This window comes from Agromyces sp. Root81 (genome assembly GCF_001429165.1).
Lineage (GTDB): Bacteria > Actinomycetota > Actinomycetes > Actinomycetales > Microbacteriaceae > Agromyces.
The window spans coordinates 387,080-407,754 of sequence record NZ_LMIR01000002.1; the positions used below are offsets into that span (position 1 = coordinate 387,080).

A 20,675-nucleotide genomic window follows, 5' to 3' on the forward strand; every position below is an offset into this window, starting at 1 on the left:
TCCGCCGCGAAGCCCTCGAAGCGGATGATCGCCCTCAGGAGCTCAGCTCTGCTACTCCGCCGCGAAGCCCTCGAAGCGGATGATCGCCCTCRGGAGYTCAGCKCTGCTACTCCGCCGCGAAGCCCTCGAAGCGGATGCCCCATGAGATCTGCCACTCTTCGCCCGGGTCGAGCCAGCGCAGGCCGCGGCCCGAGTTGAACGCCTCGGCCGGTGCGGTCATGGGTTCGATCGCGATCGCGACGTCGCCGTCTTCGCCGGGGAACCGGTGCGAGGTGTAGACCTGCACGTACTCGAACGCGTCGTCGGCCCAGACCGAGACGCTGCGCCCGTCGGGCGCGGTGAGCGTGTGCAGCACCTGGCCGTCTTCGCTCGCGATCTCGCCGAACGCGTCGTCGAGGGAGACGTCGCCGACCCGCCGACCCTCTCGGAAGTCCCATTCGGTGCCGTCGACCGGCACCTCGCCCGTCGGCAGCAGCCGGTCGTCGACCTCGATGTGGCTCGCGGCGTCGAGGCGCAGCTCGAGGTCGGCCGTCGGAACGCCGCCGATCTTCAGGTACGGGTGCGTGCCGATCGCGACCGGGGCCGGGTCGGCGCCGAGGTTCTCGACGTAGTGCGTGACCTTCAGCCCGTCGGAGACGAGCTCGTAGTGCACGGCGGTGCCGAGCAGGAACGGGTAGCCGAGCTGCGGGTACACCGTCGCCGAGAGCGTCACCGAGTCGCGCTCGCGCGCGATCGGCCGGTACTCGGTGTTGCGGAGCAGCCCGTGGATGGCGTTGTTCTTCGCAGGCTCGGAGATGACGAGCTGGTGGTCGACGCCGTCGTGGCTCCACCGGCCGTCGCGGATGCGGTTGGGCCATGGCACGAGCACGATGCCCGCCCCCATCGGCGGCGTCTGGTCTTCGGCGAACGGCGGCACGAGGTCGATGCCGTTGATGCTGAGCGTGCGGATGCCTGCTGCGACGGCGGTGATCGTGGCGCGGATGTCGCCACTCGACGTCGACGTCTCGAGGGCGAACTGCTCGCCCGTGGGAAGGGTCATGGATCCACTCTAGAGTCTCGTGCGACGTGCACTGCGAGCCCGGCGTCGAGGAGTTCGGCGACGATCGGCGGGGGCGCCGCGGCATCCGTGACGAGTCCGTCGAAGGCGTCGATCGGGGCGATGCGGCCGAGGTGCACCTCGCCGAGCTTGGTCGCGTCCGCGACGACGATGGAGCGGGCCGCCGCCCGCATCATGAGCGACTTGACCGATGCCTCCGGGAGGTTGGCATTCGTGACCCCGTGCGCGGCGTCCACCCCGTTGCAGCCGATGAACGCGAGGTCGACGTGCACCTCCTCGAGCATCGAACCGGCGAGCGGATGCACCAGGGAGTGCTGTTTCGGCCGCAGCGTGCCGCCGGTGACGACGACGGTGAAGCGCGGGATCTCTGCTTCGAGTTCGAGGGCGATCGAGAGGCCGTTCGTGAACACCACGAGGTCGTCGAGGTCGGTGCGTGCCCGCAGCGCTCTGGCGACCTGCAGGGTCGTGGTGCCGACGTCGAGGATGATGCTCTGGCCGCTCCGTACGAGCGCTGCCGCCTGCTCGCCGATGAGTCGTTTCGGTTCGACGGATGCCTCGAGCGCCTCTTCGAAGCTCGGTTCGCGTTCGGGGCGCTCGGCGGCGAGCGGAGAGGAGAGCGGCACGGCGCCGCCGTGGACGCGTCGGATGCCGCCCTGCCGCTCGAGGGCGTCGAGGTCGGCGCGCGCCGTGACGGTCGTCACTCCGAATGCCCGCGAGAGTTCGGCGACGCGCACGAACCCGCGCTCGGCGACGAGCGCGAGCGCGAGTTCGCGTCGACGCGGGGCGTCGAGCGGTGCACTCGCGGCTGCGGCGTCGATGGTCATACCGGAATCATCCGCGCTCACCGCCGACTTTGCAATACGAAATGGGTTTGTTTGCAAAACGAAAGGCGCGTATGGTGTGGCGCGTGACCGACTCGAACGACGTCGCCGGCGCGGCATCCGCTGCCCCCGTCGACCCGCGCATCACCGTGACCTCGACCCTGCTGGCCGACGGCCGGGAGCTCATCTACTTCGACGACGCCGACTCGGCGCTGCCCGCCGAGCGTGCGGTCGACGAGCGGGTGCTCGACCCGCGACCGGCGAACGCCGAGATGCGCCAGGACCCGCTGACCGGCGAATGGATCTCGATCGCCGCGGCGCGCCAGAACCGCGTCTTCCTGCCGCCGGCCGACCTCGATCCGCTCGCCCCGCAGCGGCCCGGCAACCCCTCCGAGATCCCGAGCATCTACGACGTGGCCGTCTTCGAGAACCGCTCGCCGTCGTTCGGCCCTGCGCTCGGCGAACCGGATGTCTCGAACGCCGATGCCCTCGCGGCGCTCCGCCGGGTCGGCCTCGAACGCACGCACCCGTCGATCGGCCGGTGCGAGGTCGTGTGCTTCAGCCCCGAGCACGAGGGATCGTTCGGCACCCAGACCGTCTCGCGTGCGCGCACCGTCATCGAGGCGTGGGCGCAGCGCACCGCCGCCCTGTCCGCGATGCCGGGCGTGCAGCAGGTCTTCCCGTTCGAGAACCGGGGCGAGGCGATCGGCGTGACCCTCGGCCACCCGCACGGCCAGATCTACTCCTACCCGTACGTGACGCCCCGCACCGAGCGGTTGCTCGACTCGATCGACGCCTATGGGCCGACGCTCTTCGCCGACCTGCTCGAGCGCGAACGCGGCGGGCCGCGTGTCGTGCTCGCCGGCGAGCACTGGACGGCCTTCGTGCCGTTCGCGGCGCGCTGGCCGATCGAGGTGCACCTGCTCCCCCACCGTCACGTGCCCGACCTCGCCGAGACGACGCTCGCGGAGCGCGACGAGCTCGCCGGCCTCTACCTGCGCCTCCTGCGCGGCATCGACCGGCTCTACGACACCCCAACGCCGTACATCGCGGCCTGGCACCAGGCGCCGGTGCACGAGCGGCGCGACGAGGTGCGGCTCATGCTGCAGCTCACGAGCCCGCGTCGGGCCGCCGACAAGCTGAAGTTCCTCGCCGGCTCGGAGGCCGCGATGGGAGCATGGATCGGCGACGTCACCCCCGAATCCCAGGCAGAGGCGCTGCGCGCCGCGATCGGAAAGGCCGAAGCATGAGCGAGACGACAGGCGGCCCCGCCGGGTCGGGTATCACCGCGACGGCGGAGCACGGCTTCGCCGAGTGGTTCGGCCGGCGCCCCGCCGGCGTGTGGTCGGCGCCCGGTCGCGTCAACCTGATCGGCGAGCACACCGACTACAACGACGGCTTCGTCTTCCCCTTCGCGATCGATCGCCGCACCGCCGTCGCCCTCGGCGACCGCGACGACCGCGTCATCCGCGTCGCCTCGGCGTTCTCGCCCGAGGCCGTCACCATCCACCTCGACGAGCTCGCGCCCGACGCCGTGAGCGGCTGGGCCGCGTACCCGCTCGGCGTGGCATGGGCGCTCGGCGAGTTCGGCGCCGACCTCGCCGGCGTTCGCGGCGTCGACCTCTACGTCGCCTCCGAGGTGCCGATCGGCGCCGGCCTCTCCTCGTCGGCCGCGATCGAGTGCGCCGTCGCGCTCGCCCTCGACGAGCACTGGGGCCTCGGCCTCGACCGGCCGACCCTCGCCAAGGTCGGGCGCCTCGCCGAGAACCGCGCCGTAGGCGCCCCGACCGGCATCATGGACCAGTCGGCCTCGCTCCTCGGCGAAGCCGACGCCGGCGTCTTCCTCGACTGCCGCAGCCTCGATGCCGATGTGATCCCGCTCGGGTTCCGGGCCGACGGCCTCTCGGTGCTCGTGATCGACACCCGCGTCGAGCACGCCCACGCCTCCGGCGGATACGCGGCACGCCGTGCCTCCTGCGAAGCCGGCGCCGCTGCGCTCGGGGCCGAGTCCCTCCGCGACATCCGCGTCGACGACCTCGACCGGGCGGCCGAGCTGCTCGACGACGAGACGTTCCGCCGGGTGCGCCACGTGGTCACCGAGAACCAGCGCGTGCTCGACACCGTGCGGACACTGCGCGAACACGGACCGGGCGCGATCGGGCCGTTCCTCGACGCCTCGCACGTCTCGATGCGCGACGACTTCGAGATCTCGGTGCCCGAGCTCGACCTCGCCGTCGAGACCGCCCAGGCGACCGGCGCGATCGGCGCCCGTATGACGGGCGGCGGCTTCGGCGGCGCGGCGATCGCGCTCATGGTCGACGCACTCGTGCCCGTCGTGACGCGGGAGGTGCTCGCGGCGTTCGCCGAGCGCGGCCACCGCGAACCGACGATCTTCACCGTGCAGGCCGACGCGGGCGCGCGCCGCGACGCCTGACGGCCCGGCCGGCTACGCGACGGCCGTCTGCGGCTCGACCGCGCTCGGCGTGCCGCCCGTGATGCGCACGAGCTCGTCGAACGAGGTCGGGAACACCGACTTCGCGTGGCCGGCGGCGGCCCAGACGACCGGGTAGTCGGCGAGCTGCACGTCGACGATCGTGCGCACCGGAGCGGGGTGGCCGAGCGGCGCGACGCCGCCGATCACCTGGCCGGTCGTCTCCTTCACCGTCTCCTTCGACGCACGACGGATGGCGCCGCCGAGCTGCTGCCCGAGCCACTCCGTGTCGACTCGGTGCGAGCCCGACGTCAGCACCAGGATCGGCTCCTCGTCGATCGTGAAGACGAGGGAGTTCGCGATCTGGCCGACCTCCACTCCGAGCGCCTCGGCGGCGAGCGGGGCGGTCGTGACGGCGTCGTCGAACCAGACGATCTCGGGGGTGAGCCCGTGACCGGCGAGGGCGGTCGCGACACGGTCGACGGCGGGGTGCGAAGGCGATGACATGCCGAAGATCCTAGCGACCGGCGCAGTCAGGGCACCCGCCCGGCGATGAAAGCCGGATGAAACCCGCGTGCGGGACGCTCGCTCCGGCGGCGGCGATGGCCACGCCGAGCGATCGGAGGGGGCACGGGATGCGGATCGGCATGCAGGGGGCGGCTGCGGTCGTCACGGGAATGATGGCGCTCGGCGCGACGCCGATGCCGATGCCCGACCGGCACCAGTTCGACGACCCGTGCGAGTCCACGGGCATGGACACCTGCACGATGCAGGCACTCGACGCCGCCGCGCAGCCGCGGGAGCGCGCCCGGGCGGCCTCGCGCGTCGGGGAGGGCGCCTTCGACGTCGCGGCCGAGATCAGCGGCACCCGTGCGAACGACGGCGTCGCCTACATGGCGGGGATCGTCGCCGGTGGCGACCTGCTCGTCATCGACGACCGTTCGGACGACGGGCATGCCGCGCGCGCCGAAGTCGTCGTCGACGGGCCGCACGACGTCCGATTCCTCAGCCCGGCGAGCGCGGGCGCGCTCACGATCGAACTCGGCGACGCCACTGGGCTCCTCGACGGGCGCGCCGTCGCGCTCCGCGTCTGCATCGAGCACCACGCGTGCTCCCCGTGGGCGCGCGGCACCATGTGATGCGCCGCCGCGCCCTGCGAATCACCGCGATGCTCCCCGCTCGTCACCCGCGTGCCCTAAAGTGCGACCGTGGACCAGCCCGCCCTCGCCCGCCGCCTCGGCCTCCGACAAGCCGTCGCGATCGGCCTCGCCGCGATGATCGGGGCCGGTGTCTTCGCGGTCTTCGCCCCGGCGGCGCAGTCGGCGGGAGCCGGCCTCATGCTCGGACTCGCGATCGCCGCGTTCGTCGCCTTCGCGAATGCGAGTTCGACGGCGCAGCTCGCCGCGCGCTACCCCGAGTCGGGCGGCGCCTACCGCTACGGCCGTGAACGGCTCGGCGAGTGGCCGGGCTTCTTCGCCGGCTGGAGCTTCGTCATCGGCAAGACGGCGAGCTGCGCGGCCATGGCCATGACGTTCGCCGCCTACCTCGCCCCGCCCGAGTGGCAGCGGCCGCTCGCAGTGGTCGCCGTGGTCGCGATCACCGGCGTCGACCTGCGCGGCATCACCCGCACCGCTCGGGTCGCCACGGTCATCGTCATCGGCGTGCTCGGCGTGCTCGCGCTCGTGGTCGCCGCCGGTGCGACGGCATGGTTCGGCGGCGCTTCCGCCGAAGGCTCATCGAGCGGAGCCGTGCCGCTGCTCGACTCGACGCTGCTCGACCACGGCTGGCTCGGCATCCTGCAGTCGGCCGGCCTGCTGTTCTTCGCCTTCGCCGGCTACGCGCGCGTCGCGACGCTCGGCGAGGAGGTCCGCGATCCCTCGCGGACGATCCCCCGCGCGATCGGCATCGCGCTCGGCGTCGCGGTGCTCGTCTACGTCGCCGTCGGCGCCACGGCACTCGGCGCGCTCGGGCCCGATCGCCTCGCGGCATCCGTCGCCCCCCTCGTCGACGTGGTCGAGGCCGCCGGGTGGCACTGGGCTGCGCCGGTCGTGAGCATCGGGGCCGCCGTCGCAGCCCTCGGGGCGCTGCTCGCACTCATCGCCGGCATCGGGCGCACGGCCCTCGCGATGGCGCGCGACGACGAACTGCCCGCCCGGCTCGCGCGAGTGCACCCGCGTTTCCAGGTGCCGCACATCGCGGAGATCGCCGTCGCCCTCGCCGTCATCGCGCTCGTCGTGACCGTCGACCTGCGCGGGGCGATCGGCTTCTCCTCGTTCGGCGTGCTGCTCTACTACCTCGTCGCGAACGCCGCGGCGATGAGCCAGCCGCGACCGGAACGACGCGTCCCCCGTGCACTCTCGGCGGCCGGGGCGATCGGATGCCTCGTGCTCGTCGCGACCCTTCCGCTCCCGTCGATCGTCGCCGGCGTGGTCGTGCTCGCCGTCGGAGCGGCCTACCGCCTCATCTCCAGGGCGGTGCGAGCACGTCGTGCGCAGCATCGTCCGCCCGACGGGCGCGCGTAGGCTGGCCCCATGTCTGCAGACCCCTCGGCTCGCATCCTGACCATCGCCGGCATCGCGGCGCCCGTGCTCGACGAGACGGCCTTCGTCGCGGCCGGCGCGGTGATCGTCGGCGACGTGACCCTCGCCGCGGGGTCGAGCGTCTGGTACAACGCGGTGCTCCGTGCCGAGGCCGAGGCCATCACCATCGGCGAGGGCTCGAACCTGCAGGACACCGTCGTCTGCCACGTCGACGCGGGCTACCCGCTCAGCGTCGGCCGCGGGGTCTCGGTGGGGCACGGCGCGGTGCTGCACGGCTGCACGGTCGAAGACCACTGCCTCATCGGCATGGGCGCGACCGTGCTGAACGGCGCCGTGATCGGCGCCGGCTCACTCGTCGCTGCGGGAGCCGTGGTGCTCGAGGGCACGGTCGTGCCGCCCGGGTCGCTCGTCGCCGGGGTTCCCGCGAAGGTGCGGCGCGAGCTGAGCGACATCGAACGGGCGGGCATCCAGCGCAATGCGGCGGCCTACCTCCTGCACGTCGAGGAGCACTCGGCCCCCGTCGACTGACGCGCGGCTCAGGCCTCGACGACTCCCCCGCGAAGGGCGACGACGCGCTTCCGAACCCGTCGGGCGCGGCGCAGGACCCACCGCGCGGGAATCGCCACGGCCATCGAGGCGGCGCCCGCGAACGATCGGTCGTGCGCCCCGAGCATCCGCTTGCGCTCGAACGCGCGTCGCAGCGCCCCGCCGGTGAGGTTGTGCGCCCGTTCGCGCACGCCGAGCGGTTCCGCTGCGCGCTGTGCGAGCAGCCGGGCGAGCAGGTCGCCCCAGTCGTCGTGCTCGCGGCCGTGGAAGTAGTCGGCGGCGAGCCAATCGGCGTTCGGGTGCCGGAGCTCCCAGCCGGCGAGCGCGTCGGCCCCGCCGAACAGGCCGCTGCCCTCGAAGACCGTGTTGATGAGCTTCGGCGTCACCCCGAACTCGTCGACGAGCAGCACCGGGAGCCCGGCGGCGACGGCCTCGAGCACGGCGGTCGAGCTCACGGTCACGAGACCGGCCGCCCGGTCGAGGTGCGCGGCCATCGGCCCGTCCTCGACGACGAGGTTCGGCGGCAGCGTTCCGCCGAGTTCGCGACGGACCTCGGGGTCGTCGAGCAGCTCGGCGTAGTCGAAGGCCTCCGCGTGAGTCTGCGCCTCGCCGCGCCGGGCGCGCACCTTCACGACGACCCGCCGTCTCGGGTGCCGACGGGCCGCGGCGGCGAGCCATCCGAGCAGGCGCACGCGATCCTCGCGCTCGGCGGGCACCTTGGCCTGCGCCGCGAAGACGAGGTCGGTGCGCTGCGGGTCGGCCGCGACATCCGTCACCGCCTCGTCGGGCAGGAACGGGAGGGTCGCGAGGCCGAACTCGATGGCCACGCCGAGCTGCTCGGCGTTGGCGCGGAACTCGCGCACCTCGCGGCGGCTGTGCAGCACGATGAGGTCGACCTGCTCGCGGTAGACGATCGCCTTGGGCTCGGCGGGGATGGTCAGGCCCGGGAACCCGCTGACGAGCACCGGCCGGTCCGGCCCGCGACCCACGATGGGTGCGACGACGCGCGCGAGCGGGCCGCGCAGGGCGAGCAGCACGACGTCGGGTCGGGTGCGCGCGAGCCGCTCCCCCAGCTCGTCGAGCTCGACGGTCGCGACCGACTCGGCAGTGAACCCCGAACCGGCGAGCGCGGCGCGGAGTTGCCGCGGGCTCGGTTGCACGGGCGTCTGCAGCACGACGAGCTCGATGCGCCACGATTCCGGGAACCCTCGGGCGAACGCCGCCCCCCACTTCACGTACGAGTCGGAGTCGGCGACCACGAGCAGGCGCCCGCTGAGGCCGAGCCCGTCGGGCGCGCTCGGCGAACCCGGTACGCGCCCGGGCCGATGACTCGCGTCGCTCACAGCGCGGGAACGCGGCGGAGCTTCGCCCGCGGCGCCTCCTCGCCGGGGAACACGCGCTTCACGCCGTCGCCCATGGCCTCGCCGATGACCCGGATGTCGCGCACGAGGTGCTCGAACCCCGTCGGCTCGAGCGAGGCGGCCTGGTCGGAGCCCCACATCGCCCGGTCGAGCGTGATGTGGCGTTCGACGGCAACGGCGCCGAGGGTCACGGCGGCGAGCGAGATCTGCAGGCCGCGCTCGTGACCCGAGTAGCCGATCGGCACGCCGAGGTACCGGCTGCGCAGCGTCCCGATCGTGCGCAGGTTCGCCTCCTCGGGCGGCATCGGGTAGCTCGAGGTCGCGTGCAGCATCACGAGGCGCTCGGTGCCGAGCACTTCGACGGCGCGGTCGATCTCCTCGAGCGTCGACATGCCCGTCGAGAGGATGACCGGCTTGCCCGTGCGCGCGATGGCGTCGAGCAGGGCGAGGTCGGTGACCGACGCCGAGGCGACCTTGTGCGCGACGACGTCGAGTTCCTCGAGGAACTCGACGGACGGCACGTCCCACGGCGAGGCGAACCAGTCGATGCCCGCCCGCATCGCGTAGGACGCGATCTCGAGGTACTCGGCCTCGCCGAACTCGACGCGGCGCCGGTAGTCGAGGTAGCTCATAGTGCCCCACGGCGTCTCACGCGGCACGTCGCGCATGTGCTCGGGGGTCGCGATCTCCGGGGTGCGCTTCTGGAACTTCACGGCCTGCGCGCCCGCCTCGACTGCGACGTCGATGAGGCGCTTGGCGATCTCGACGTCGCCGTTGTGGTTCAGCCCGATCTCGCCGATGACGTAGACGGGGTACTCGCTGCCGACGACCGTTCGGCCGATGCGCACGGACATGTGATGCTCCCTCATTCAGGATCGCGCTGTCGTGCGGGATCGGGGTTCGCGCGCCGCACCGGAGTCGCGTGCGGCGAGGATCAGGTCGGCGAGTTCGCGCACGGCGCCGTGGCCGCCGGGATGCTCGAGCACGTGCCGGGCGGCGGCGAGCGCCTCGGGCGCGGCATCCGGCACGGCGATGGGCCAGCCGACGAGCTCGAGCGCCGGCAGGTCGCCGCGGTCGTTGCCGAGGTAGGCGATGCGGTCGAGACGGATGCTGCGGGCCTCCGCCCAGTCGCGCAGCACCGCGCCCTTCTCCCCGACGCCCTGCGCGCACTCGACGCCGAGCTTCTCGGCCCGGCGCCCGACGACCGGGTTCTCCTCCGCCGAGAGGATGAGCACGGGGACGCCCGCGGCGCGGAGCCGCGCGATGCCGTGCCCGTCGCTGCGGCTGACCCGCACCGACTCCCGGCCGAGCTGGTCGACCATGACGGTGTCATCGGTGTGCACGCCGTCGAAGTCGGTGACGAGGGCGTCGACGTCGATGAGCGGCAGGCGCGGGTCGACCGTCGTGACCGGGCGACCGGATGCCGCGAGCGCTCGATCGACGTGCGCCGCGAGTGCCCTCGCCCGCTCGAGGTCGGCGAGGTCGTCGATCTCGATGGCGTGGTCGGGGTCGACCGGCTGGATGCCGATGCGCCCGAAGAATCGGTGGCCGGCCTCACGGAACCGCTCAGTGCCGAAGACGTAGAACGCACCCGTCTCGCGGTACTCGGGATCGCGATCCTGACGGCGGGGACGCAGTGCGGCGTCGTGGTTCACTCCGACCGCAATGCCCGATGCGTCGTCGCGCCAGAGGAAGACGTGGCTCGGCACGGCCGCGAAGACGACGTCGCGTTCGCCGGAGGCGACGCGCGCGATCGCCGCGTCGAGGTCGGCCGGGTCGATGAAGGGCGAGGTGGCCTGGATGAAGACGGTGACCGGGTGCGCTTCGCCCGATCGGCTGCCGTCGTCGACGGCGCCCCGCTCGGGAGCGAGCGGACCGAGTGCGCCCTGCAGCTCGAGCGCGTCGAGCGCGTGCAGCACGGCCGTCTCGCTCGAGGCGGCGGGGCCGGCGAGGTCTGCGGGCCGGTCGACGATCTCGGCCCCGGCGGCACGGGCGGCGTCCGCGATCTCGGCGTCGTCGGTCGAGACGACGACGCGGTCGATGCGCTCGGCGGCGAGCGCCGCGCGCACCGCGCGCTCGATGAGCGGCACGCCGCCGACGCGCGCGACGTTCTTGCCCGGCAGGCCGGTCGAACCGCCACGGGCCGGGATGATCGCGGTGGCGCGTGCGGCCGCGGCATCCGCTCGCCCGGCGCCGGCCGCACGACCGGCGGGGCGCGTCGCCGACGCGAGTGCGGGTGAGACCGCTGGGTGCGGTGCTTCGACGAGTTCGACGCGAGCCATGGCGCGAAGCTACGCGCGCAAGGCGGCCGCCCGGTGCACGAGTGGTGAACACCGGGCGACCGGCAGGTCGACTAGCGGTGGAGGCGCTGCTCCGCGGCCTTGACGACGTTCGCGAGCAGCATCGCGCGGGTCATCGGGCCCACGCCGCCGGGGTTCGGCGAGAGGTGCCCGGCGACCTCGGCGACCGCTGGGTCGATGTCGCCCGTGAGCGTGCCCTTGCCCGTGTCCTCGTCCTGCACGCGCGTGATGCCGACGTCGAGCACGGCCGCGCCGGGCTTGATCCAGTCGGCCTGCACGAGGTGCGGCACGCCGACGGCGGCCACGACGATGTCGGCACGGCGCACTTCGGCGGCCAGGTCCTGCGTGCGCGAATGCGTGAGCGTGACCGTGGCGTCGAGGCCCTTGCGGGTGAACAGGAGACCGAGCGGACGCCCGACCGTGAGGCCGCGGCCGATCACCGTGACGTGCTGACCGCGGATCGGCACGTCGTAGCGCCGCAGCATCTCGACGATGCCGGCGGGCGTGCAGGGCAGCGGCGAGTGCAGCTCCCCCTCGATGCCGAGCACGAGCCGGCCGAGGTTGGTCGGGTGCAGCCCGTCGGCGTCCTTGTCGGGGTCGATGAGCTCGAGCATCGCGTTCTCGTCGTGCCCGGCGGGCAGCGGCAGCTGCACGATGTAGCCCGTGACCTCGTGCGCCGAGTTGAGGTCGTGGATCGCGGCGTGCACGTCGGCCGTGGTGGCCGAGGCGGGCAGGTCGACGCGGATGGACTCGATGCCGACCTCGGCGCAGTCGCGGTGCTTGCCCGCGACGTACGAGCGCGAGGCCGGGTCGTCGCCGACGAGGAGCGTGCCGAGCCCAGGCACGACGCCGTGGGCCTTCAGCAGCTGGATGCGCGACGCGAGTTCGGTCTTGACGGCCGTCGCGGTGGCGACGCCGTCGAGGGTGATGGCGGTCATGTGGTTCCCTTCGTCAGCCGTGGAGCGAGCACGGATGCGGACGTCAGCGACGACGCACCGTGGACGAACCAGTCGCCTCGGCGTGTCCCGCGGATCGTCCGCATCCGTGTGATCCCTACTGCTGGAGGCCCGGGTACAGCGGGAACGCCGCCGTGAGGGTCTCCACACGGGAGCGGAGCGCCGCGACATCCGCTTCGCCCTGGAGCGCCAGCGCGATGATGTCGGCGACCTCGGTGAACTCGGCGTCGCCGAAGCCGCGGGTCGCGAGCGCGGGCGTGCCGATGCGCAGGCCCGAGGTGACCATCGGCGGGCGCGGGTCGAACGGCACCGAGTTGCGGTTCACGGTGATGAGCGCCGCGTGCAGGAGGTCTTCGGCCTGCTGGCCGTCGATCTTCGAGTTGCGGAGGTCCGCGAGCACGAGGTGCACGTCGGTGCCGCCGGTCAGCACGTCGACGCCCGCTGCGCGCGAGTCGTCGGCGGTGAGGCGGGCTGCGAGGATCTGCGCACCGCGGATGGTGCGCTCCTGGCGGTTCTTGAACTCCTCGGATGCCGCGATCTTGAACGCCGTGGCCTTCGCCGCGATCACGTGCATGAGCGGGCCGCCCTGCTGACCGGGGAAGACGTTGGAGTTGAGCTTCTTCGCGAGCTCCATGTCGCGCGACAGGATGAAGCCCGAGCGGGGGCCGCCGATCGTCTTGTGCACGGTCGAGGAGACGACGTCGGCGAAGGGCACCGGGTTCGGGTGCAGGCCCGCGGCGACGAGGCCGGCGAAGTGCGCCATGTCGACCCAGAGCTTCGCGCCGACCTCGTCGGCGATGGCGCGGAACGCGGCGAAGTCGAGGTGGCGGGGGTAGGCCGACCAGCCGGCGATGATGACCTGCGGCTTGTGCTCGAGGGCCTTCTCGCGCACGACGTTCATGTCGACGAGGAAGGTCTCGGGGTCGACGCCGTACGAGACGGCATTGTAGAGCTTGCCCGAGAAATTGAGCCGCATGCCGTGCGTGAGGTGGCCGCCGTGCGCGAGCTCGAGGCCGAGGATCGTGTCGCCCGGGGTGGCGATCGCGGAGAGCACGGCCGCGTTCGCGGTCGCACCCGAGTGGGGCTGCACGTTGGCGTACTCTGCACCGAAGAGCGACTTCGCCCGCTCGATCGCGAGCGACTCGGCGACGTCGACGTACTCGCAGCCGCCGTAGTAGCGGCGGCCGGGGTAGCCCTCGGCGTACTTGTTCGTGAGCACGCTGCCCTGCGACTGCAGGACGGAGACGGGAACGAAGTTCTCGCTCGCGATCATCTCGAGGTAGTCGCGCTGGCGACCGAGTTCGAGCTCGAGAACTTCAGCGATCTCGGGGTCGACTTCGGAAAGCGGCGCATTGAAAACGGACTCGGCCAAGACTGGCTCCTTCATGACGAACGGACCTACGTGGGGTGCTGCCTCGCGCGCGCCAGCGCCGAGGTCTGCGTACCGGCCCAGGCGTGCGGTCGGTCCGTGCCAGTCGCTCCCCGATGGTAACCATCTCAACGCCAGTCGCGACCCTCGAAGCTTAGCAACGGATGCGACTCGGTGACGACGGGTCCGTGCGCGATCAGCGTCCGGTCAGCCAGTTCGCGACGATCCACCAGGCGATCACGCCGACGACACCCGCGACGCTCGCCCATCGGATGCCGCCGCGCAGGCGCTGCCCGCCGGGTGCGATCGTCGGCTCGACCGGGCGTGGCGGCGTCGCCTGACCGAGGAATGCAGCGGATGCCGCGGGCGCGCCGGCTGCGTCTGATGAAACGGGCGCCACGGATGCCTCGAATGAACCGGGGATTTCGGACGAGCCGCCGCCCGCTCGCTCGTCGGCGTACCGCTGCGTTCGGGAGATCACCCGCGACCCGACCAGGTCGGCGGCGCGGAACACCCGGCGCCACGCTTCGACGTCGAGGGAGTCGATGGGATCGGGGGCGTAGAAGAAGAGCCAGCGGTCGACGAGCTCGACGTCCCACCCCGCGGCCTCGTCGATCAGGAGCGCCATGAGGTCGGGCGTGAAGACGTAGAGGGCGTCGCGCTCGTACTCGCGCGGCGTGTACAGCCTGAAGTACCGGTCGAAGTCGCCCTCGAGGCTGAGCACCTGTCTCCGATCGAATGCCACCGGCAGGCTGCTGAACGCGCCGTCGTTGGCACGGGCGTCGAGGAGCATGTGCGGCACCGGCCGGTCGAGGGCGACGGCGATGTAGCCCCACGACGAGACGCGCTCGTCGTCGCCGCTCCCGGTCGTGTACCGGTACGAGCCGAGCTCGACGAGACGGCCGCTCGTCGACTTCAGCCGCTCGTAGCTCGTGCGGTTCCTCCCGAGACCGAACACAGTACCCGGGTAGGCCGGATCCGGCGACGTCACCGCGAAGTCGAACCCGTTCGCCGCCGCGAACCGGTCGAGGCGGTACCAGCGCTGCCAGTCGCTGCCCCGCCGCACCCGCCGCACGATCGCGACGACGACGAGCACGACGGCAGCGAGCACGATCAGCGGGAAGACGAGCAGCACGAGCGGTAGGTCGCTGACCGCGCTCCCGAACGAGGAGAGGAACAGGCTGACGAAGACGGTGCCGACGATCGCGAAGACGAAGAACACGATCGCCACCACCATCACGCCGAAGACCATGGTGGCCACCTGAACGCCCGTCTTCCCACCCTGCGAGCCGGACGCCTTCGTCGCCTGCCGGAACGCCCGCACTTCGGCAGTTTCGACGGGTGCGCGCAGCGCGGAGAAGTCCACTCGGTCGTGCGGCACGGGAAGCGCGGTCGTCATTCGCACGAGCGTACTGCCGCCCGGCGACGATTCGTGCGACGATACGAGTTAGGACTCCTTACTTCCGAACGAGCGAGGACGCATGCGACGTCGCATCCGAACCACCTTCAGCACCGTCGGCATCATCGGCGCCGGCCTCATGGGCGCGGTGCTCGCACTCGGCGGCTGCACCGCCGCCCCAGAGAACGGAGACGCCGTGACCGGCATCATCCCGGCCCCCGTCGAATTCGACCTCACAGACGGCGCACCGTTCACGATCACCACTGAGACCCGCATCATCGCGAATGGCGACGCCGCCCGTGTCGCGGAGACCTTCGCCGCCCAGGCGCGCATCGCCACCGGATTCGACCTGCCCGTGGTCGCTGATGCGGTAGCGGCATCCGACATCGTGCTCGTCATCGACGCGGATGCCGGAACCGGGGAGGAGGCGTACACGCTCGAGACCGGCGCCGACGGCGTCCGCATCGCCGCGCCCGCCGCCGCAGGGCTGTTCTGGGGCACGCAGACGCTGCGGCAGCTGCTGCCGGCCGAGATCGAGCGAACGGATGCCTCGACACCGCCCACCGGCGGCTGGGTCGCGCCCGCGGCATCCGTCGCCGATGCCCCCCGATTCGCCTACCGCGGCTCGATGCTCGACGTCGCCCGCCACTTCCTCCCGGTGGAGGACGTGCTCGACCACATCGACCGCATCGCCCTGCTGAAGCTCAACGTGCTGCACCTCCACCTCACCGACGACCAGGGGTGGCGGCTGGCGATCGACGCGTGGCCCGAGCTCACCGGCATCGGCGCATCGACCTCGACCGGCGGCGACGGCGGCGGCTTCTACACGAAGGACGACTATCGGCGCATCGTCGAGTACGCCGCGGAGCGGTTCGTGACCGTCGTGCCCGAGATCGACCTGCCGGGCCACACGAACGCCGCGCTCAGCGCGTACCCCGAGCTGAACTGCGACGGGATCGCACCGAAGCCGTACGAGGGCATCGAGGTCGGATTCTCCTCGCTCTGCGCCTCCCCCGAGCGCGCCGAGGCGACCGACCGCTTCCTCGCCGACGTGATGACCGAGGTCGCCGAGATGACGCCGGGCCCGTGGCTGCACGTCGGCGGCGACGAATCGCTCGCCACGTCGGAGGCGGACTACCTCGACCTCGTGCGGCGCATCACGGCTGCCGGCGCCGCGACCGGCAAGACCGTCATCGGCTGGCACGAGATGGGTGCGTCTCACGAGCTGCCGGCCGGAACGGTCGGGCAGTACTGGGACTTCACCACCCCGCGCGATCGGTCCGCCGAGCTCACGACCTCGTTCGTCGAGCAGGGCGGAAGCGTCGTCCTCTCCCCCGCCGACGTCGCCTACCTCGACATGAAGTACCCCGACGACCCCGACGGCCCGCTCGGTGGCAAGGTCGGACAGCTGTGGGCCGACGGCCCGACCACCCTCGAAGAGGCATACGCCTGGGAGCCGACGTCGATCGTGCCCGGCCTCGCCGAAGCCGACATCCTCGGCGTCGAGGCACCGGTCTGGACCGAGACCATCGCGACGGCGGCCGAGCTCGAGTTCATGGTGTTCCCGCGCATCGCGGCGATCGCCGAGATCGCATGGTCGCCGATTCCCGACGGCGGCGCCGCGCGCGACGCGTCCGACTTCCACGTCCGTCTCGCCTCGCTCGGCACGCACCTCGACGCGCTCGGGATCTCGTACCGCAAGGTCGACGGGGTGCCCTGGGTCGAGTGATCCGGGCAGCCCGTCCCTCCACCACTGTCGGCGTCGGTAGCCCGGGTCTATGCTCCCGTGAGGCACGGTCGTGCCGTGCCCCGACGAAGGAGGCGGAGATGCCAGGCATCGTGCATTTCGAGATTCCAGCCGACGACCAGGATCGTGCAAGCGCGTTCTATCGTGCGGCGTTCGACTGGACCCTCGACCCAGTCCCGGGCATGGACTACACGAACGTCGTCACCACGCCGGTCGATGATGCCACCCAGCAGCCGCTCGCCCCGGGGGCGATCAACGGCGGGATGTTCCAGCGTGCCGACCGGCTCACAACCCCGATCCTCACGGTCGACGTCGAGGACATCGACGGCTCGCTCAAGCGCATCACCGAGATCGGCGGTTCCGTCGTGTCCCCCCGGGCCCCGGTGCCCGGCATGGGCTGGTTCGCGTACTTCGAGGACTCGGAGGGCAACATCCTTGGGCTCTGGACCACGGACCCCAGCGCCTCCTGATCAATTCGGCGGTTCGAACGGAAATCTGCGGATCAGAGGACAAGTTCTCGCCGATCGCTCCTCGGAATCGTCGATCTCCTCGGAATCAGCTGGTCTCCTCCCACCGCTGCACGACACCCGCGCGGCGGCGCCACGGGGCGAGCGGATGCCGCGGGGCAGGCGGCACCCGCGGCATCCGCTCGGTTCAGGGGGTTACTGGGCGCTGCTCGAGCGGTTACTTGACGCTGCCGGCGGTGAGGCCGCCGACGAGGCGCTTCTCGATGATCATGAAGAGGATGACCACCGGCACGATCGCGACGATCGAGACGCCGAACACGTACTGCCACGAGGTCTCGTACTGCCCGACGAACTTCGTGAGGGCCACGGAGAGCGGCTGGTTGCCCGCGGTCGAGAGGATCACGAGGGAGGCGGCGAACTCGTTCCAGCACGCCACGAAGGTGAACACGATCGCGGTCACGATGCCCGGCCAGACGAGGGGCAGGCTGATCGTGAAGAGCACCCTGAGCCGGCCCGCGCCGTCGATCTGGGCGGCCTCGTCGACCTCCTTCGGAATGCCGGCGAAGAAGGAGTGCATGATCCACACGGCGAACGAGAGGTTGAACGCGGCGTTGATGAAGATCATCGCCGCCCATGTGTCGATCATGTCGAACGCGAGGAACTGGCGGAACAGGCCCGAGGTCAGCACCGCGGGCTGGAGCATCTGCGTGACGATCACGAGGAAGAGGAAGACCATGCGGCCCGGGAACTTGAACCGCGCCGTGTAGTAGGCCGCGGGCATCGCGACGAGCAGCACGAGCAGGGTCGCGAAGACCGAGATCACGATCGTCGAGATGAGGTTCTGCGGCAGCGGCGTCTCGGGCGTGGACCACATGTCGATGTAGTTCTCCCAGTGCCACTCCTGGGGGAAGTAGGTGGGGTCGACCGAGCGGATCTGCGCCTTCGTCTTCACCGAGCCGAAGAACATGATGATGTACGGGAGGATGAAGATCGCGAGCACGATGAACCCGGCGAGCATGCGGATCAGCACCGTGCCGAGGGGCACCTGGTCTTCGGTGTAGCGGCGTCTGCGAGCGGATGCCGCGGGCGGGGCGATCGTCTCGAACGCTGGTGCGGTGACGGCCACGGTCAGACCTCCTTCATGGGCTTGACCACGCGCACGTAAACGGCGACGATCACGATGACGATGATGAAGGCGACGACGGAGAGCGCGCTGGCGACGTCGACCTTGTGCTGGTTCTGGATGTACTTGAAGATCATCGTCATGATCGTGTCGGCGTCGTAGCCGGGGATGGACCCGGTCATCACCTTCAGGATCGGCAGCGAGTTGAAGACGTTGATGATGTTGATGAGCACGGCGACGGCGAGGGCGCTGCGCAGCTGCGGCAGCACGACCCCCCAGTAGGTGCGGATCGGCCCGGCGCCGTCCATCTTGGCGGCCTCGAGCACTTCGCCCGGCACCGTCTGCAGGCCGGCGAGGATCGTGTACGTCGTGAACGGCAGGGAGACGAAGATCGCCACGACGATCGACCATGCGAACGCGGTCGCGGGGTTGCGGGTCCACCCGTATCCCTCGGGTGTATCGACGAGGCCGATGTCGACGAGGAACTTGTTGATGATGCCGAAGTACGGCTCGAGGCCGTAGTAGACGACCATCGTCGTCATCACGACCGACGCCGCCCACGGGACGATCACCGCGAGGCGCACGATGCGCCGCCCGGGGAAGGCCTTGTTCAGGATCTGCGCGAGCCCGAGCGAGATCACGACGGTCGCCGCGACGACCACGACGACCCACACGATCGTGCGGCCGAAGATCGGCCAGAAGTAGGGGAACGAGAAGACCTCGATGTAGTTGTCCAGGCCGACCGAGCCCTTGTCGACACCCGAGATCGAGATGTCGCGCGTCGAGTTGTAGAACATGACGACGGCCGGGAACAGCACGACGCCGAAGATGAGGATCAGGGCGGGGCCGATCCACGGCAGCGAGGCGAGCAGGTCGCGCCCGCCGGGACGCGCGCCGCCGGCGCCGCCCTTGGGTTCGGTTCCGCGCCCGGGGCGGGGGCGGCTCTCGGCCGCCCCCGCCTGGATCGGTGACGCATCGGATGTGGTGCTCATGGTTCGGTGGTCACCGATCCCTCCGGGTGTTGCGAACGGACTACTGGTCGGACGGGCCGGATCAGCCCGCGTCGGCCTGCGCCTGGATCTCCGTCAGGACCTCCTGCGCCGGCTTCGTCTGCAGCTGTCCGAAGAGCGCCTTGAACGCGGCATCCGTCGCCTGCCACTTCGGGTTGGTGCTCGGGTAGAACTGGGCGTCGGGCAGCACCTCGAGGAACGGCGCGAGCGCGGGCTCGGAGGAGAGCGCCTCGGCACCCGACTTCGTGACCGGGAGGAAGCCCTCGGCCTGCACCCACGGCACGTACACGTCGGGCGAGTAGTAGTAGTCGAAGAACTTCGTGATCGCGTCCTGCTTGTCGCCGTCGTTCTGGAAGGCCATCAGCTGGTCCATGACGCCGACGGTCATGGGGCTGCCGTCCTGCGTGGGGATCGGGACGATCGAGTAGTCGAGCTCGGGGTTGTTCTCCTCGATCTGGCCGACGGTCGGCGGGAGGCCGACCTGCATGCCGATCTTGCCCTGGATGAAGATGTCCATGAGCGGCGAACGGTCGGTCGAGCCCGGGTCGGCCTGGGTGGCGCCCGCGTCGATCATCTTCTTGATCTGGTCGGCGCCGGGCAGGTTCGCCGGGTCGTCGACCGTGATCTCGGTCGCGTCGCCGAACGTGCCGCCGCCGCCCCAGAGCCAGACGGCCGCTTCGGCCTGCGCCTCTTCGGAGCCGAGGGGCATGCCGTAGCCGGCGATGCCGCCGCCGAGGGCGGAGACCTTCGTCGCCGCGTCGAGCAGCTCGTCCCAGTTGGTGGGCGGCGCTGCGACACCGGCCTGCTCGAGCAGCGCGTTGTTGACGAACAGCGCACGAGCCGAGGCGATCAGCGGCAGGGCGTACGCCGTGCCGTCGACCTCGGCGTTGGCGATGAACGAGTCCTGGAAGTCACTGAAGACCTCGGGCGAGGTGACGTCCTCGGCCTGGTAGAGCAGCTCATCGGCCGCGAACCCGGCGAAGGGGCCGCCGTTGTAGATGTCGGGAGCCTCACCGCCCTGGATCTTCGTGGCGATGAGGGTCTCGAGGTTGTCCCACGACGCCACCTCGAGCTTGACGTCGATGTCGGTGTTCTCGGCTTCGAACCCCTTGATGACGTCCTCCCAGAGACCCTGGGTGTTGTCGGAGTAACTGGGCACGAGCAGGTCGAGGGTGGTCTTGCCACCGGCTTCCTCACCCGACCCGCCACCGAAGCCGCAGGATGCGAGCGTGAGCGACGCCGTGGCGGCGAGCGCGACGGCCGCGCCGAGGCGCAGAGACTTCTTCATTGGATGCTTCCTCACTGTGGTTGATGGTGCACCAGCGCCCGTTTGGAGAGCCTCGCGCGACGGTGCGTGTGTTCTGGAACAGGCACACGACGACCATGTCGGAGTGCTGTTTCCTGAACGTTTCGACGAGAAAACGATCATGTTCGTTCATTCGACGGTCGAAATCTATGTCGGATGCCAATCGGCCGTCAAGACGCGCAACGGATTCGTTATGAGATTTTGTTCAGATCCCTCACAAACTCGGCACGGTCGCCCAAATG

General features: G+C 70.9%; 19 protein-coding genes. 7 read left to right on the forward strand and 12 right to left on the reverse strand.

Translation table 11 applies throughout. The features are described 5' to 3' along the window. Positions 1–106 precede the first annotated feature (106 nt). Together ASE14_RS06765 and ASE14_RS06770 are read right to left on the reverse strand one after the other, a co-directional pair. The gene (locus ASE14_RS06765; protein WP_056652657.1) at positions 107–1,039 is read right to left on the reverse strand and encodes an aldose 1-epimerase family protein; all 933 of its coding nucleotides are present in this window, start codon (positions 1,037–1,039) and stop codon (positions 107–109) included. Then, positions 1,036–1,881: a DeoR/GlpR family DNA-binding transcription regulator gene (locus ASE14_RS06770; RefSeq protein WP_056652659.1), complete on the reverse strand. Its 846-nt coding sequence runs from the start codon at positions 1,879–1,881 to the stop codon at positions 1,036–1,038. Before ASE14_RS06770 ends, ASE14_RS06765 begins: the two co-directional genes overlap by 4 nt. A 140-nt stretch (positions 1,882–2,021) precedes the next feature. Here ASE14_RS06770 and galT point away from each other — a divergent pair, with 140 nt between their 5' ends. Both galT and galK read left to right on the forward strand, forming a co-directional pair. After that, on the forward strand, positions 2,022–3,128 hold the full coding sequence (galT, locus tag ASE14_RS06775) for a galactose-1-phosphate uridylyltransferase (RefSeq protein ID WP_056655937.1): 1,107 nt from the start codon (positions 2,022–2,024) through the stop codon (positions 3,126–3,128). Beyond that, positions 3,125–4,312: a galactokinase gene (gene galK, locus ASE14_RS06780; protein ID WP_056652662.1), complete on the forward strand. Its 1,188-nt coding sequence runs from the start codon at positions 3,125–3,127 to the stop codon at positions 4,310–4,312. Before galT ends, galK begins: the two co-directional genes overlap by 4 nt. Positions 4,313–4,324: 12 nt before the next feature. Here galK and ASE14_RS06785 read toward each other — a convergent pair whose 3' ends face one another. Beyond that, positions 4,325–4,816 (reverse strand): YbaK/EbsC family protein, encoded by a 492-nt coding sequence (locus tag ASE14_RS06785; RefSeq protein WP_056652665.1) that lies wholly within the window; start codon positions 4,814–4,816, stop codon positions 4,325–4,327. Positions 4,817–4,944: 128 nt separating this feature from the next. On the opposite strand from ASE14_RS06785, the gene ASE14_RS06790 reads away from it, so the two are divergent. The 3 genes from ASE14_RS06790 (at position 4,945) to ASE14_RS06800 (ending at position 7,377) form a co-directional block, all read left to right on the forward strand. Beyond that, on the forward strand, positions 4,945–5,448 hold the full coding sequence (locus ASE14_RS06790; RefSeq protein WP_056652668.1) for a hypothetical protein: 504 nt from the start codon (positions 4,945–4,947) through the stop codon (positions 5,446–5,448). 69 nt (positions 5,449–5,517) lie between these two features. Continuing rightward, positions 5,518–6,831, forward strand: coding sequence for an APC family permease (locus tag ASE14_RS06795; protein ID WP_056652671.1), 1,314 nt, complete (start codon positions 5,518–5,520; stop codon positions 6,829–6,831). 9 nt (positions 6,832–6,840) lie between these two features. Beyond that, complete coding sequence (locus ASE14_RS06800) at positions 6,841–7,377, forward strand: gamma carbonic anhydrase family protein (RefSeq protein WP_056652674.1); 537 nt, start codon at positions 6,841–6,843, stop codon at positions 7,375–7,377. Between the two features lie 8 nt (positions 7,378–7,385). Here ASE14_RS06800 and ASE14_RS06805 read toward each other — a convergent pair whose 3' ends face one another. The 6 genes from ASE14_RS06805 to ASE14_RS06830 form a co-directional block, all read right to left on the reverse strand. After that, complete coding sequence (locus ASE14_RS06805) at positions 7,386–8,738, reverse strand: DUF6716 putative glycosyltransferase (protein ID WP_056652676.1); 1,353 nt, start codon at positions 8,736–8,738, stop codon at positions 7,386–7,388. Next, positions 8,735–9,610, reverse strand: coding sequence for an N-acetylneuraminate synthase family protein (locus ASE14_RS20915; protein WP_056652679.1), 876 nt, complete (start codon positions 9,608–9,610; stop codon positions 8,735–8,737). The genes ASE14_RS06805 and ASE14_RS20915 overlap by 4 nt, the downstream gene beginning before the upstream one ends. A gap of 15 nt (positions 9,611–9,625) precedes the next feature. Next, the gene (locus ASE14_RS20920) at positions 9,626–11,038 is read right to left on the reverse strand and encodes an acylneuraminate cytidylyltransferase (protein ID WP_200953288.1); all 1,413 of its coding nucleotides are present in this window, start codon (positions 11,036–11,038) and stop codon (positions 9,626–9,628) included. Between the two features lie 71 nt (positions 11,039–11,109). Continuing rightward, the gene (locus ASE14_RS06820) at positions 11,110–11,994 is read right to left on the reverse strand and encodes a bifunctional methylenetetrahydrofolate dehydrogenase/methenyltetrahydrofolate cyclohydrolase (protein WP_056652682.1); all 885 of its coding nucleotides are present in this window, start codon (positions 11,992–11,994) and stop codon (positions 11,110–11,112) included. Between the two features lie 115 nt (positions 11,995–12,109). Beyond that, positions 12,110–13,384, reverse strand: a complete 1,275-nt coding sequence (glyA, locus tag ASE14_RS06825) for a serine hydroxymethyltransferase (protein ID WP_304439304.1) — start codon at positions 13,382–13,384, stop codon at positions 12,110–12,112. 193 nt (positions 13,385–13,577) lie between these two features. Beyond that, positions 13,578–14,780: a hypothetical protein gene (locus ASE14_RS06830; RefSeq protein ID WP_056652688.1), complete on the reverse strand. Its 1,203-nt coding sequence runs from the start codon at positions 14,778–14,780 to the stop codon at positions 13,578–13,580. An 82-nt stretch (positions 14,781–14,862) separates the two neighbouring features. Between ASE14_RS06830 and ASE14_RS06835 the strand changes: the two genes are divergently transcribed. After that, the gene (locus ASE14_RS06835; RefSeq protein ID WP_235511133.1) at positions 14,863–16,509 is read left to right on the forward strand and encodes a beta-N-acetylhexosaminidase; all 1,647 of its coding nucleotides are present in this window, start codon (positions 14,863–14,865) and stop codon (positions 16,507–16,509) included. A 98-nt stretch (positions 16,510–16,607) separates the two neighbouring features. After that, on the forward strand, positions 16,608–16,997 hold the full coding sequence (locus tag ASE14_RS06840) for a VOC family protein (protein ID WP_056652691.1): 390 nt from the start codon (positions 16,608–16,610) through the stop codon (positions 16,995–16,997). A gap of 214 nt (positions 16,998–17,211) precedes the next feature. Here the strand turns inward: ASE14_RS06840 and ASE14_RS06845 are convergent, their stop codons facing one another. The 3 genes from ASE14_RS06845 to ASE14_RS06855 all read right to left on the reverse strand — a co-directional run bounded on the left by ASE14_RS06845 (position 17,212) and on the right by ASE14_RS06855 (position 20,415). After that, complete coding sequence (locus tag ASE14_RS06845) at positions 17,212–18,120, reverse strand: carbohydrate ABC transporter permease (protein ID WP_235511134.1); 909 nt, start codon at positions 18,118–18,120, stop codon at positions 17,212–17,214. A gap of 2 nt (positions 18,121–18,122) precedes the next feature. After that, a complete protein-coding gene (locus ASE14_RS06850) occupies positions 18,123–19,109 on the reverse strand; it encodes a carbohydrate ABC transporter permease (RefSeq protein ID WP_082600279.1) in 987 nt (328 codons plus the stop codon). Positions 19,110–19,170: 61 nt separating this feature from the next. Then, complete coding sequence (locus ASE14_RS06855) at positions 19,171–20,415, reverse strand: extracellular solute-binding protein (RefSeq protein WP_056652694.1); 1,245 nt, start codon at positions 20,413–20,415, stop codon at positions 19,171–19,173. Positions 20,416–20,675: the final 260 nt, after the last annotated feature.